This window comes from Cutibacterium sp. LaCa_89, from assembly GCF_058177555.1.
The window spans coordinates 2,327,062-2,340,241 of the sequence record NZ_CP190889.1 but is presented as its reverse complement, the minus strand read 5'-3'; the positions used below and the strand labels follow the sequence as shown (position 1 = coordinate 2,340,241).

The window sequence follows — 13,180 nt, the reverse complement described above, 5'->3', positions numbered from 1 at the left end:
GTTGCGCATGGTATAGATATTCTCGAGAAGAACGGTTTGGAGAATTTTCTTGGTTGAGCAGATGAATTATGAAAAGGGCTTTGTTCCCCATGCTGGGGATGTGACCGCGATCTGTGTCGGGGAGCAGGAGTTCTTGGGTCGAGTCATTGATCCTGATCTGGAGATGGTGAAGGCCCCGGTGGTTCTGATGTATCAGTTCGATGCTGATGCCAGCCAGGTGGATCTTGGGGATGATCGGTCGTGCTTGCAGGCGTCAAGGAGGCTTGGCTCCTATGTCTTGGTGAACAAGAAGGAGTTTCGCCGGAAGTGGTTCCGCAGGGTGGCGAGTTTGGATTTTGAGCCCGGTGAACGTCTAGCGGTCCATCACTTCCGCATGGAGAACCGGGTTGTGGATGAGCATGGTCATCTCCTTGACTCGCCAGTGGAGCCGCTTCCGCGTTACGAGATGCTGAGTTCGTGGGGTCTGGCTTTGCAGGTTGCCGATGCCCAGGGTTGGCTGCTCGTCGATCCTGGCAGTGGGGGCGCTGCGGGGGCTTCTCGCATCGTGACCATTCATCGAGGCGAGTTGAAACTGGACCTGAACCGAGCGGCGGCTGTGCTGGGTCCCGCCCTCGAAGGTATGGGGATCGTGCCAGATGCGGCGTGGTGGGCCTCGATGGTCTCATGGCTTGAGCCGACCCGTAGGGGGCATCTGGAATTCCATGTCGATGCTACTCACCTCGTGGCGACTGGGCCTGGACCTGACTTGCGCGCTGTGGCTGAGGGGATGGTGGAGCTAGTTGCGCATCCCGTATCAGCTCGGGAGGCGCTCCGTGCGGCGCTGGAAGCCGGGATCGATGTGACAGATCCCGCCACTGATTCCCCGTCTCTTCAGTAGGCTGCGGCTGCTATGGCCGATCCGCGTAATCTTTCGAGCGGGTTGGCGCTAAGAAGGCGTGGCTGAGAGCGGAAAGGTTCCAGGGATGGGTACGCGGACGCGGCGGTCGCGGTTGTTTCTTACTGATGTGGATCGGGAGCGGGCGTGGGATGAGGTGCGTTCGCGTGTGCCGGGAACGAAGTTGCTGGATGATGATTTGATTTTTTGCCGCTGTCTGCGGATGCGATCGCTGATTCGCCATCACAGGTCTCGGGGCCATTGCTGTCGTTGTGGTCTCCGGAGGTGGATCCGGGGTTGGCTACGCGGACAAGCCCGAAGGACCCGGATGAGCCAGAAGGTGGGACCATTGCATGGGTCAAGTTGGCTCGATGGCCTGATGGCGCGGTGCAGCCTGATCAGGTATCGGCGGTGTGGGATCCGGAACTTGAGTCGATGACTCGGTTTTTTGATGAGGTGGCGAAGGCTTTGCGGGCGGTGACGCCGTTCAGGGTGACGTATTTTGATGGGACGCCGGTGCCGTCGGTGCGGGTGGGTGCTGATGCTGCCCAGAGGTCGTTGGCTGGCGAGATTGCGCTTGGTGAGGCCATTGCGCGCTATCGCGTTGCCGAGGAGAAGGGCCGTACCAAGAAGTAGCCCGGATACCGATTGGGGGACTTCTTTGTTTTGAAGCTGATCGGGCTGGTACCGGGCGGGCTGGCGGGCCAATGCTCATAGGGCGGGGCAGCGCTGCTGTTGTGTGTTGCGTCTGGGGTCAGGGGTTGCTGGCGACCAGCTTTACGACGAGTCGGGTAGTCTCGTGGCCGTCGTGTCGATCCAGGCCACCGGCGAGATCGCCACGGTCTACAACTTCACAGTGGAGGGCCTGTACAACTACTTCGTGGCCGACGACAGCAGCTGGGTCCTAGCACACAATGCGACTCGTAGGCTCCAATACGGTGTTGAGGTGGATATACCTGATGATGCCGATTTGCAAACAATTGTTGGGGCGGTAGCGCGGGGAATTCGATCGCAGGGTGCCGACGATTTAGAAAAGAAATTCTCCAAGGAGATGGCGCGCGCGGCTAAGAGAAAGCCATGGCTAAGGAAGGCTTTCCTCGGTAGTCAAGTTCACTATGAAATCCGCGGTGAGCTGAATCTGCTATATCCAGGACGATTCGAATATCGAAGTGTGGGGCCCGATTACAAAGACAAACAAATGAATGACGCATTAGTGGAGTTAACTACTACAAATCCGCACACCATTAAGGCGCACACTGACAAGGGTGGAGATTATTTGACGTGTGCGTTCGCCGGCTACGATCCGTTTTAGGAGGGTGATATGACTACTGGGTTTTTGACGGACTCTGGTATCCGAGTCTGGAGCCAGACGGTGAACGACGAGACCTTCGATGTAGCACCTCATGGGCGATTGGCGGTGCGCGGAGCCAGGCTGGATGGTTGTATTTTTTCTGGTCTCCATCTGAAAGAATTTATCTTTCAGGGGTGCGAACGTTCAGTGTTTTCCGGGTGTCGCTTTGTGAACTGCCGGATTGATGAGTGGCACCACACATTCATGGACTTCGTCGACTGCGAGTTTGAGAGCGTCAAGATTAAGAAGTGGCGGCTGGACGAGGGCGACGTAGTGGATTGTCGGTTCGAGGGGGCTATCGCTGACGCCGTGATCTGGGGAGACACGGCAGCGAAATCCGGGATTGAGTATCGCCGCAACCGTTTCGAGCGGAACGACCTATCGGGCGTCGATCCTTGTTCGGTCGACTTTCGTTCGGGTGTGGACCTTGCCACCAACGTCCTTCCGGGGTCCGGTAGTTGTGCGCCACTGTTGGTCTTGGGGTGTGGTCCTCAGGTTGCTCAGGCTGCATTGGACAGGTTGGGTGAGGTCCCCGAGGAGTTGCGCGCAGCAGCGGAACAGTACCTGTCGGTGTCGTTGTGGGCTATGCATCTTGGCTCAGGGCAGAAGGACTGGTTCGGGTGGCCATTGCGTTCGACATCACCGGAGGTCTGGGCTGAAGTGTTGGGATTAGTACGAACGGTCGAGGCCGAGATGGGCGGAGAACACTGATGGGTGTCTTGTGTGATTACTTCGTGGTAGCTGAAGGCGTTGACCCGGCTGTGGTGCTGGACGAGCCTGGGGGGCCCATCTCCATGAACAGCGGGCAACTGCGTGGTCTGGTGGAGACCAAGGGTGTCGATCCAGCGGTGGAGGCGTCATGTCTGCAATCGGCGTTGACGGGTGAGGAGTTGTCGGCGCTCCTGGTGGATCCTGCCGCTGGTTCCCTGGTGGCGATGGTTGATGATGGCGAGCGCATGGTCTTGGGGGTTCACCCGGGCTTGGTCTCCGCGTTGGCTGGACTAGACCTGGCGCAGGCTGGGGAGGTGGCAACGGCATGGGCTGAGGTGTCGCGGCAGGATCTGGGCCTGCAGCTTGCTGATCGGGTACGACTTGTTGAGGGTCTTGCTGGGCTGGCTCGGGCCGCTCATGACGTGGATGAGCGAGTTTATTGCTGGGTGTGCGTCTAGGCTCTGGCGCGATGTCTGCGAGGTCGAGGTCGTGACCCTCCGCTGGGTCGACTTCTGTAACCGGCTGCTATTCCTGGAGACTGGACGACCTCCCCCTCACGCAGGCCGAACAGCTGCACTACCATCGCCTTCAGCCCACCGACTGAAAGCATGAATCAAGCCTCTGGACACACTAGGGGCTTCACTGTGGTGGAGGGGTTCTTGTGGGTGCTTTTGGCGTGGGTGTTTTTGAGTCTGATGTGCGTGGTGATGTTGAGGAGTTGTTGGAGGAGGGTGGTAAGCCTGCGGTGGTGAAGGCTGAGACTGTCCCTGCTGTGTCGCCGAAGGCTTCGTCGTCGAAGCTGTCTCCGATGGGTCGTGGTCGAAAGGACAAGGGCGATGACATTGATGGGGATGTGTATTGGCGTGATGTTCCCAATGGCGGGTACATGATCGCTCAGATTGTGGCGCACAGCAAGTTGTTGGTGGCGTTGGTGGTTTTTTGATCGGATTGTCGATGGTGAGCCGAGACATGAGGATGTGGTGGAGGTCACCAGTCAGGGGTCCCCGCTACTGCAGGGGACTGTTTCGCGTAATGCTGTGACTTTGGGTCAGGACGGTTGGGTGTATGCGGGTAAGACGGCGTATGAGGGTCGGGGGCCATTGCGGATGTTCCGACAGGTCTCGTTGAAGAAGCCATCGGGTTATGTCGAGTATGTGAGTGGACGTACTAAGAATGCGCTGGCGGCAGGGGATTGATCACCGCGGTGTTCTCGCATGGATGACACATTGGCATCCCACCGACGTGCAGGTCTTCGGGGGAATAGAGTCTTGTTAGTAGAAGTCATTACCGGTATGGGGGTTGCATGAGTCCATGATTGATCGGGTGCTGGTTGGGTCGGCTGGTAGCCGGGAGTTGGTTCGTGGTGAGGTTTTCGAGTTGACGAACCGAACGTGGTAGGCGCTCGCGGCTGATGTAGAGGACTGCTCCTTTGAGGGTGCCCGCTGCAAGAATTTCGGCGCAGGGAGTGGTTCAGAGCCAACGATTTACCGGCGTTGCTCTTTTCGGGACGCTTGGTTGACGTTTTCGCCGGGAGGTGTGGCTCGTTTTGAGAAATGCGATTTCACGGGCGCCCGCTTGAAGGATTGGTCGCTAATGTCTGGTGAACTGATTGATTGGTACGTTTACTGGACGTTGGCACCGCTGCCTTTTTCTTGCCCGCGTGAACTTGATTCAGCAGCGCGTTTTCAATTTTTCGGCAATGATTTCTCGCAAGCAGAGATGATCGACTGCGACTTTCGATATGGGATCGATTTGTCGCGTCAGAAGCTCCCGCAAGGGCCCGGGGTACTTCTATGCCGAGAACGGCGCGCAGGCGATCAAGCAAGCGCGGGAGCGTGCGCGGGCTGACCGAGACGACGATGCGATGATGATTCTTGACATCATCGACAAGAACCTTGTCGGACAGCAGCAGTTGTTTGACTCGGCGGCGACGTGGCTCGATTTGGGGCTTAAGCGTTGGCGTCGGATGTGGGGTCTTGTCTAATCCCCGGTCGGGGGTTGGCAGGCGGTCGAAGGGACGGGTGAAAGATGGGTATGGATCTGACTTTTTTCGTGGCGGCGGATGATGCGGCCGCAGCTGAGGTGTTGGAGCCCGGGGTGGTGTCTGGCTCGTGGGCCGGTGCCGTCGAGCACGGGGTGGTGGCTGGCGAAGAGGTCTTGGCGTTGCTGAACGCGTCTGATGACGCGGCTGATGGCGGCGCGATGGGTGAGCCTTTTGATCTGCCGGTGGCCGGTTTTGAGGAAGCCGTGATCGTTCCTGTGAAGGCGTGTGTGGTTGATGCGTTGGTCCGGCTGAGTGACGAGGATCGTGCAGCGGCTCTCGAGCAGTGGGCCGAGGAAGCGATGGTCCCAGCTGATGCGATCTCCGAGGGGCGTGACCTCCTAGACCGCTTGTCGGGTCTGGCTCGCGAGGCGCGAGAGGCTTGCCAGGGTCTGTACTGTCACTGGTCTGCGTAGGGCTTCGTCGCGAGAGCCATGACCCGGATGGGGTGGTCGCTGACGGTCGCAGAGATTCCGGGGGACGGCTACGTTCTGGTTGAAGTGGGCGACGAGGGTGGTAGCCGGTCCAGTCGGGGAGCTGCCTGTCCATCTTCGCGTCGCTCGGCGGAGCTGGGGTGTGAGTAGTTCGGGTCTTTCTCGGAGGTTGCTCCTGAGCAGTGTGTCACGGCTATTGAGATGAAGGCTGCGGTGGAGGTCTTCTTGAGCGGATGCCGTGGTGCCGAGTTGCCAGGAGGCTGGGGGCAGGGCTGACGGCGTAGCCCGAGTGTGACTGGGTGTTTGCTGTGGAGCGCTGAGTTGGAGCCGGTCATCGACCGGCCAACGATCTTCCGGGACCCGGCGGCAATGCGACGGTAATTGCTATCAATAAGCCACCTAGAGGGCGGAAATAGATGGAAGAGAGGTTTGAGGGATGGGTGCGCGGTCTCGGATTTTGCGGTTGTGGGCCTTCGCCCCGGATCGTGGACACGGTGGTGGTTGATTACGCTGCGGTTGGCAGCGTAGCGGCCCGGCGGGCCTCATAGGTGTTCGGGGACAGGTAGCCGCACCAGGAATGGCGACGGCGAGTGTTGTAGCGGGTGACCCAGCGAAAGACCTGACGGCGACACAATTCAGGCCCAGCGAACGTGGCCTGCCCGGCAAGGAGTTCGCGTTTGAGGGTGGCGTTGAACGACTCGGCCAGACTGTTGTCGGCGCTGGTCCCCACGGCCCCCATCGACTGGGTCACCCCGAGACCCTTGCAGAGTTTGGCGTAGGCCTTCGAGGTGTAGACCGACCCATGGTCACTGTGGAAGATCGCACCCCGGAGACTGCCGCGCTGCGCGCAGGCGGCTTTCAGCGCGTCTTCGACCAGTTCGGTGCGCATGTGGTCCGCGACCGCCCAGCCGGCCAGTTTGCGGGAGTAGCAGTCGATCACGGTGGCCAGATAGAGGTTCCCGCCACCGGCCAGCGGAAGGTAGGTGATGTCACCGACGTAACGCTGGTTCGGCTTCTCGGAGGTGAAGTCCCGCTGCAGCAGGTCACCGAACTTCTCATCAGCCGGTTCCGGGACCGTGGTGCGAACCCTGCGACGCAGCCGGGTCCCCGCCAGCTGGTGGGCACGCATCACCCTGGCGACGCGCTTGTGGTTGACACGATCCTCGCGGGCGGCGCCGTCGTTCAGTTCGACGGTCACCCGCGGTGCCCCGTAGGCCGGGTCCCCACCAGCTTTCGGGTCCTGGACCCGTCGGATCCGTGCAGCCAGGACAGCGTCGTCCTCAGCGCGCTGCTGACGGGCCGGGCCGGCTTTCTGCCAGGCATAGAACGAGGAGCGGGACAGCTCCAACACCTGGCACAACCGCTTCACCTGGTAGGTGGTCTGGTGGTCGGCGACGAACTGGAAGCGGTTCACCAGCTCGTCTCCCCGGCGAAATACTTGGCCGCCTTGCGCAGGATGTCCCGTTCGGTCTCCACCCTGGCCTTGTCCGCCCGCAACCGGGCATTCTCGGCCTCCAGCCGGGCGATCCTCGCTACTGGTGACTCACCGGAAGGGGGCGTGGCTGGGGTCGGTCCGTCGCTGGTGCGGACACCGTTGCCCAAGTCCTTGACCCACAACGACAGGGTCCCACGGGAGACCCCCAACTCCCCAGCGATCTGCTTCAACGTCGCACCGGGCGTGGTCTCGTACAAGTCAACGGCCTGCTGACGAAACTCCATCGAGTAGTTCTTCCTGGCCATGGTGATGATCATCTCGCTTCCTCCAGCCCATGCTGGATTCCACGTGTCCACAACCAAGGGTCAAGGCCCTTTGACCAGCTCGCTGGCATCATCAGCGGAGGTCGACAGCTCGCTGATCAAGCTGGCGAGCTCAGGATTATCCATCAGCTTCTCGCTGATCTCGTTGACCCTCGCCGGGTCATGGTTTTTCTTCGGTGACACCGTAGTCATTATCGGTGAAACTCCTTCTAGATCAGAGCCTCACACACAAACTTCCTGACACCCTCGGAACCAGGATCGAAGAACACCATTTGCCGCTCATGGCGCAGACTAGCGACGTGCGGCCGCCCGCGAAGCCGGGGACTGCCGACTCTCGGCGGCGCGCCGCAAGAGTTCGACCATCTGCCGGGACCACCCAGCCTGACGCCCGGACTGTTCAGGGAAGAACCACTCCGACTGACCAGTCGCAAGATCCTCACGCGCAAACCGCAACGCCTGCTCACACCGCGCAGCGTCGCCCTCAGCCAACCCATCAGCGACAGCAAGTAGCTTCTCGGCAGCCTTCACGATAGCGGCCCGATCATCGGTCACAAAGGCCGAATGGGCGAAGCGATTACCGACCACAGCCAGCCCAGCCCGCTGCGAGCACGGCCCCGAGAACTTCAACTCGGTGAGATCATTACCGTCGATCACCCCCGCACCACCGCCGACAGCAGAACTCTCGCCCCACCACAGCACATCCTTCGCCGTTCCCTGGACCCGGCAGCCCCGCATCGCGGCCCGCTCAAAAACCCACTTCTTCACCCGCAGATTTGTGAACTCACAATCGACAAACTCAACGTCCTGACACATCCAGCTTTCAACGGCCAGCCCGTCAAAATGGCAACCGACATAGCGCACTCGCTCGCCACGAGGAAAGCCCGGATACCAGTCGGCAATCTTGCGGCCACCCAGCGACCACCCCTCGACCAAGCCCTCGCTAAAAGCCATCACCCGATCCATGTCCCCCTGAGGGACCACACCGCCCGGAACCTGCACCTCCACCTGACTTGGCGGATCCGCCTGGGATGGATTGAACAACATCCTCACAACTACCTCCTAGCACCCAGGCTGCGCGTAGGTTGGGTAGGCACCTGCATCCTTTGGGTATCCGTCCTTCATTGTATGGAATAGAATCCGCTTAGCTCCGGATTCAAGCCGACTGGATTTGAGTTTGATGGGAGTAGTCTCGATGGACCTCAGTGAGGCATGGGCGCAGTTGTGTGCCGCCAACGAGCGGTGGACGGCGTCTGATCTTCGGCCCATGTGGGAGCATGAAGGGGCTCTTCAGGATTGAGGGTGTAGTTGTGGCTGGACTGTGTGAGAGTCTGCTGTAGTTGCCCTGTGGGGCTGGGGTGCGTGGAGGGAGGACCCTGCGCGAGGATCGGAGTGTCTAGATCTGTCCTCGTGAATCGCAAGGTCCTCCATGAACCACGCTACCTTCGGCGCTCCTGACCTGACCACATTTGCCCGTCTCGATGAACTCGGTCTGGAGGTCACCGGTCAGCTGATCAGTGCCGAGGAGGCGGTCCTGGCCTGCCGGGTCGTCGAGACCGACGAGTGGTGCCACCGGTGCGGATGCCAGGGGATCCCTCGTGACACGGTGGTCAGGCGCCTGGCCCATACTCCTTTCGGGCACCGGCCCACGATCCTGGCTGTGCGGGTGCGCCGGTACCGGTGCACCGGCTGCGGGCGGGTATGGCGCCAGGACACCAGTGCTGCCGCCCAGGCGAGGGCGAAACTGTCGCGGGGTGGGCTGGCCTGGGCACTGGAGGGCCTGGTACTCGATCATCTGCCGGTCTCGAGGATCGCCGCATCCCTGGGCGTGGACTGGACCACCGCCAATGATGCGGTGCTGGCCGAGGGCACCCGTCGGCTCATCGACGACCCGCACCGCTTCGACGGCGTGGAGGTCATCGGGGTCGACGAGCACGTGTGGCGCCACACCAGAGACGGCGACAAGTACGTCACCGTGATCATCGACCTGACACCGCTACGCGACGGCACCGGGGCCTCCCGGCTGCTCGACATGGTGGCGGGCCGCTCCAAGAAGGTCTTCAAAACCTGGCTGGCCGGCCGCGACCAGGCCTGGCGCGACCGCATCGAGGTGGTGGCCATGGACGGGTTCACCGGCTTCAAGACCGCAGCCGCCGAGGAACTGCCAGCCGCGGTCGAGGTGATGGACCCCTTCCACGTCGTCCAGCTCGCCGGCGACCAGCTCGATGTCACCCGCCAACGCGTCCAGCAGGACACCACGGGCCATCGGGGCCGCAGGGGCGACCCCCTGTTCGGGGTCAGGCTGACCCTGCACACGGGCCGGGACCTGCTCACCGACCGGCAGGCCGCCCGCCTCGACGCTGTGCTCGCCGATGACGCCCACGCCCCGGTCCAGGTGACCTGGGCCGTCTACCAGGAGGTCGTGGCCGCCTACCGCGCCGAAAACCGTGCCGAGGGTCGGGCGATCATGGCTCATCTGATCGACGCGATCGCCACCAAAGTCCCCGCCGCACTGCCCGAAGTGGCCACCCTGGGCCACACCTTGAAGAAACGGGCCGCCGACATCCTGACCTACTTCGACCACCCGGGGACCTCGAACGGCCCTAGTGAGGCCATCAACGGCAGACTCGAACACCTCCGCGGCATCGCCCTGGGCTTCCGGAACCTCACCCACTACATCACCAGATCCCTCCTGGAGACCGGAGGATTCAGACCCCGACTACACCCTGGATCCTGAAGAGCCCATGAAGGTCCTCGGCCTGGCTTTGAGTGAGTCGGAGTGTTGGGATGTCCGTCGTCATCACCCAGAGGTGCCGGATGCCTATTTAGAGGTTCTTCGGCTTGCTGATGGATGGCCTTCCTTTTATCAAGACTGCGTACTTTTCGGGCGGCCTGAATTAAGTTCTCGCCCAAGCATGATTGCCGAGGCGGCCGATCAGCTCGTGACGGATACCCCGTCGCTGGCTGACTGTTTTCTGGCTGCAGCTAGTCGCTCTGACGTGGATCAGTTCTTCCTCGAGACGGATCGTGGGCGGCCAGGCCGCGTGTTCTGGTACGCAGGCTCGCTGGTAGACACCTTCGACGACATCCCGTCGTGGCTGGCCGCGATGGCGGTCTACCTCGATGAAGAGACGCAGGAGAATCTGTAGGCCTGATTCCTGCAGGAGAACTGTGAAGCCTCCCGGTGTGGAGCTGTCCGTGAGCGAGTGTGAACGGGGCGTGATGGCAATATCAAGACCCATGTTGAGGCCCATTCTCGAGCTTATGAGTTGCAGATCACGGGTCGGCCTGAAGGCTACTATGTCAATGGTGTCGAGTTTGACGGTTTCCAGAATGGAGAACTCCTTGATGCCAAGGGGCTCGGATGTGAGAAATTACTAACCGCGGAGTGGAGTACGGCTCGTGGCCCGCTCAGGGATGCTGCTGACCGCCAGCTAGAGGCGGCGGGGTCAACGCCCATTCATTGGATATTTGCTGAAGAAGGGGCTGCTCGGGAGGCGCGTGAGATCATTCCTGCGAAGATTAAGATCAGTCATGTGCCTTTTCTTCGGTAGTTTCGTTGTTGTGAACAGGAGATGATGTGTGATGTGGTCATTGAGGTGTGGTTGGCGGCCGTCTTCGTGGGAGATGGAGGATGTTGCTGCGCGTGTGGTTGCCTGGTGTAGCCAGGTGGGTGGTCTTTATCCCGAGTTGAGCGAATGGCGATTTACTGCAGGTTCGAAGCGGGCGGCGTTGGCCACACCAGTGGTGACCGAGCACGAGTTGGTCCGAAATCTCGTGGCTAAGGGGGGTATCGCCTCTATCTGGGCCCCGCAGGGTCCTCTTCGCGTGAACGTCAGCGCGAGTGATTATGACAAGCAGGAGAATTTGTTTCGCTTCGCGGCAGGGGGGAGGAGATCACCGGCGAACGTGGATGAGGATGATGAGGATGTGGCCATGGCGATGGCGGAGATGGCCTGTCGTATTTTTTCGCCTGAGTATGTCAACTGCGGGAAACAGGTGGGATTGGGGCCGATGCTTGACGACGGATCTCTTGTGAAAGCGGTGAACTATGCGCGGCGGGACGCCTATGATTCGTATCCGGATTTTGTGCGGGCGGCGCGGGTCATACGCACGACAGAAGAGGGAGTGTTCTTCGCTCGCCCCGACCACGACTAACAAGTACTCGCGGAGCGAGGGCCTCGACCTGTCTTGAGCCCACAGAGGCCACTGCGACAATCATCGTTTCGGCGCGGTGACCGTCCCTGCTCGCTGCTCGGCTGCGAGAAGTTCCTCATGATTCGACCGTGAGAAGTCGTTATCCCGGGTGGATATTTACCGAAGACAGGGCTGTTTCAGAGGTGCGTCGGCTGGGTCCTGAGGAGATTAAGATCAGTCATGTGCCTTGTATTCGGTAGTTTCGTTGTTGTGAGCAGGAGATGATGTGTGATGTGGTCATTGAGGTGTGGTTGGCGGCCGTCTTCGTGGGAGATGGAGGATGTTGCTGCGCGTGTGGTTGCCTGGTGTAGCCAGGTGGGTGGTCTTTATCCTGAGTTGAGTGAATGGCGATTTACCGCAGGTTCGAAGCGGGCGGCGTTGGCCACCCCAGTGGTGACCGAGCATGAGTTGGTCCGACGTGTCGTGGCTAAGGCGGGTATCGCCTCTATCTGGGCCCCGCAGGGTGATCTCCGCGTGAGCCTCGACGCGGATGATTATGACAAGCAGGAGAACTTGTTTCGCTTTGTGGCAATGGGGAGCTTACCGGGTGCCATGGACGAGGATGATGAGGGTGTGGCCATGGCGATGGCGGAGATGGCCTGTCGTATTTTTTCGCCTGAGTATGTCAACTGCGGGAGGGCGGAATTGGGGCCGATGCTTGACGACGGCTCTCTTTTATCGGCGGTGAACTATGCGCGGCGGGGCGCATATGATTCGTATCCGGATTTTGTGCGGGCGGCGCGGGTCATACGTACCACAGCGGAGGGAGTGTTCTTCGCTCGCCCCGACCACGACTAGCCGGCGCTCACAGGTCGAGGGCCTCGACCTGTCTTGAGCCCACAGAGGCCATTGCGACAATCATCATTTCGGCGCGGTGACCGTCCCTGCTCGCTGCTCGGCTGTGAATAGTTCCTCATGATTCGACCGTGAGAAGTCGTTATCCCGGGTGGATATTTACCGTGGAAAGGGCTGCTCGGGCGGCGCGTGAGATCATTTCTGCGAAGATTAAGATCAGTCATGTGCCTTTTCTTCGGTAGTTTCGTTGTTGTGAACAGGAGATGATGTGTGATGTGGTCATTGAGGTGTGGTTGGCGGCCGTCTTCGTGGGAGATGGAGGAGGTTGCTGCGCGTGTGGTTGCCTGGTGTAGCCAGGTGGGTGGTCTTTATCCTGAGTTGAGTGAATGGCGATTTACCGCAGACTCGAAACGGGCGGCGTTGGCCACCCCAGTGGTGACCGATCACGAGTTGGTCCGAAATCTCGTGGTCGACGGGGGCTTGGCCTCTATCTGGGCCCCGCAGGGTCCTCTCAGCGTAGACGTCAGCGCGAGTGATTATGACAAGCAGGAGAATTTGTTTCGCTTCGCGGCAGGGGGGAGGAGATCACCGGCCAATGTGGATGAGGATGATGAGGGTGTGGCCATGGCGATGGCGGAGATGGCCTGTCGTATTTTTTCGCCTGAGTATGTCAACTGCGGGAGGGCGGAATTGGGGCCGATGCTTGACGACGGCTCTCTTTTATCGGCGGTGAACTATGCGCGGCGGGGCGCATATGATTCGTATCCGGATTTTGTGCGGGCGGCGCGGGTCATACGTACCACAGCGGAGGGAGTGTTCTTCGCTCGTCCCGACAATGACTAACGGTCTATGAATCGCCCCGGGATGTCCGGAGATTCTGAGCTTTCGGAAGGTTGGAGTCATGGCAGGCAATACGAACGAGCGCTATCCCGCTGAGCTGAGGGCCCGGGCGGTGCGGATTATATTACGAGACCTGCCCGAACTATGACAGAGATTGGCCGCCCGTGTGTCTCGGTGGCGCC

15 protein-coding genes are annotated in these 13,180 nt (G+C 60.4%); 12 read left to right on the top strand and 3 right to left on the bottom strand.

The annotated features are described in order from the left end of the window. Positions 1–61 precede the first annotated feature (61 nt). The 7 genes from ACP8LP_RS10800 to ACP8LP_RS10770 all read left to right on the top strand — a co-directional run bounded on the left by ACP8LP_RS10800 (position 62) and on the right by ACP8LP_RS10770 (position 5,393). A complete protein-coding gene (locus ACP8LP_RS10800; RefSeq protein ID WP_484483155.1) occupies positions 62–877 on the top strand; it encodes a hypothetical protein in 816 nt (271 codons plus the stop codon). A gap of 432 nt (positions 878–1,309) precedes the next feature. Next, positions 1,310–1,510: a hypothetical protein gene (locus ACP8LP_RS10795; protein ID WP_484483154.1), complete on the top strand. Its 201-nt coding sequence runs from the start codon at positions 1,310–1,312 to the stop codon at positions 1,508–1,510. Between the two features lie 163 nt (positions 1,511–1,673). After that, a complete protein-coding gene (locus tag ACP8LP_RS10790; protein ID WP_334355052.1) occupies positions 1,674–2,186 on the top strand; it encodes a hypothetical protein in 513 nt (170 codons plus the stop codon). A gap of 60 nt (positions 2,187–2,246) precedes the next feature. Then, positions 2,247–2,936: a pentapeptide repeat-containing protein gene (locus tag ACP8LP_RS10785; RefSeq protein ID WP_238993140.1), complete on the top strand. Its 690-nt coding sequence runs from the start codon at positions 2,247–2,249 to the stop codon at positions 2,934–2,936. Continuing rightward, complete coding sequence (locus ACP8LP_RS10780) at positions 2,936–3,394, top strand: hypothetical protein (RefSeq protein WP_004809512.1); 459 nt, start codon at positions 2,936–2,938, stop codon at positions 3,392–3,394. The genes ACP8LP_RS10785 and ACP8LP_RS10780 overlap by 1 nt, the downstream gene beginning before the upstream one ends. Positions 3,395–3,597: 203 nt before the next feature. Next, on the top strand, positions 3,598–3,879 hold the full coding sequence (locus tag ACP8LP_RS10775; protein WP_004809510.1) for a hypothetical protein: 282 nt from the start codon (positions 3,598–3,600) through the stop codon (positions 3,877–3,879). Positions 3,880–4,970: 1,091 nt separating this feature from the next. Then, positions 4,971–5,393: a hypothetical protein gene (locus ACP8LP_RS10770; RefSeq protein WP_238993139.1), complete on the top strand. Its 423-nt coding sequence runs from the start codon at positions 4,971–4,973 to the stop codon at positions 5,391–5,393. Between the two features lie 523 nt (positions 5,394–5,916). On the opposite strand, the gene ACP8LP_RS10765 is transcribed toward ACP8LP_RS10770, so the two are convergent. The 3 genes from ACP8LP_RS10765 to ACP8LP_RS10755 form a co-directional block, all read right to left on the bottom strand. Beyond that, positions 5,917–7,151 (bottom strand): IS3 family transposase gene (locus ACP8LP_RS10765; protein WP_147612108.1). Its coding sequence is split into 2 segments (ribosomal slippage): positions 5,917–6,842 and positions 6,842–7,151, totalling 1,236 coding nucleotides; the frame shifts between segments, so codons are not numbered across the junction. Between the two features lie 60 nt (positions 7,152–7,211). Further along, positions 7,212–7,352, bottom strand: coding sequence for a hypothetical protein (locus ACP8LP_RS10760; protein WP_260320453.1), 141 nt, complete (start codon positions 7,350–7,352; stop codon positions 7,212–7,214). A gap of 108 nt (positions 7,353–7,460) precedes the next feature. After that, on the bottom strand, positions 7,461–8,213 hold the full coding sequence (locus ACP8LP_RS10755) for a hypothetical protein (protein WP_004809496.1): 753 nt from the start codon (positions 8,211–8,213) through the stop codon (positions 7,461–7,463). Between the two features lie 382 nt (positions 8,214–8,595). Between ACP8LP_RS10755 and ACP8LP_RS10750 the strand changes: the two genes are divergently transcribed. The 5 genes from ACP8LP_RS10750 (at position 8,596) to ACP8LP_RS10730 (ending at position 13,001) form a co-directional block, all read left to right on the top strand. Then, positions 8,596–9,903 (top strand): ISL3 family transposase, encoded by a 1,308-nt coding sequence (locus ACP8LP_RS10750; protein ID WP_004812041.1) that lies wholly within the window; start codon positions 8,596–8,598, stop codon positions 9,901–9,903. 7 nt (positions 9,904–9,910) lie between these two features. Continuing rightward, positions 9,911–10,315, top strand: coding sequence for a hypothetical protein (locus ACP8LP_RS10745; RefSeq protein WP_260320452.1), 405 nt, complete (start codon positions 9,911–9,913; stop codon positions 10,313–10,315). Between the two features lie 478 nt (positions 10,316–10,793). Then, positions 10,794–11,324, top strand: coding sequence for a hypothetical protein (locus tag ACP8LP_RS10740; protein WP_260320451.1), 531 nt, complete (start codon positions 10,794–10,796; stop codon positions 11,322–11,324). A 312-nt stretch (positions 11,325–11,636) separates the two neighbouring features. Further along, positions 11,637–12,161: a hypothetical protein gene (locus ACP8LP_RS10735; protein ID WP_484483153.1), complete on the top strand. Its 525-nt coding sequence runs from the start codon at positions 11,637–11,639 to the stop codon at positions 12,159–12,161. A gap of 594 nt (positions 12,162–12,755) precedes the next feature. Continuing rightward, entirely contained in the window at positions 12,756–13,001 is a 246-nt protein-coding gene (locus ACP8LP_RS10730) for a hypothetical protein (protein ID WP_484484203.1), read from the top strand. Positions 13,002–13,180: the final 179 nt, after the last annotated feature.

Excerpts from the sequence above, each read along its gene's own strand:
- ACP8LP_RS10755 (WP_004809496.1), bottom strand. The coding sequence starts at position 8,213 with ATGTTGTTCAATCCATCCCAGGCGGATCCGCCAAGTCAGGTGGAGGTG.
- ACP8LP_RS10770 (WP_238993139.1), top strand. The coding sequence starts at position 4,971 with ATGGATCTGACTTTTTTCGTGGCGGCGGATGATGCGGCCGCAGCTGAG.
- ACP8LP_RS10740 (WP_260320451.1), top strand. The coding sequence starts at position 10,794 with ATGGAGGATGTTGCTGCGCGTGTGGTTGCCTGGTGTAGCCAGGTGGGT.
- ACP8LP_RS10795 (WP_484483154.1), top strand. The coding sequence starts at position 1,310 with ATGACTCGGTTTTTTGATGAGGTGGCGAAGGCTTTGCGGGCGGTGACG.
- ACP8LP_RS10745 (WP_260320452.1), top strand. The coding sequence starts at position 9,911 with ATGAAGGTCCTCGGCCTGGCTTTGAGTGAGTCGGAGTGTTGGGATGTC.
- ACP8LP_RS10800 (WP_484483155.1), top strand. The coding sequence starts at position 62 with ATGAATTATGAAAAGGGCTTTGTTCCCCATGCTGGGGATGTGACCGCG.
- ACP8LP_RS10780 (WP_004809512.1), top strand. The coding sequence starts at position 2,936 with ATGGGTGTCTTGTGTGATTACTTCGTGGTAGCTGAAGGCGTTGACCCG.
- ACP8LP_RS10750 (WP_004812041.1), top strand. The coding sequence starts at position 8,596 with ATGAACCACGCTACCTTCGGCGCTCCTGACCTGACCACATTTGCCCGT.
- ACP8LP_RS10735 (WP_484483153.1), top strand. The coding sequence starts at position 11,637 with ATGGAGGATGTTGCTGCGCGTGTGGTTGCCTGGTGTAGCCAGGTGGGT.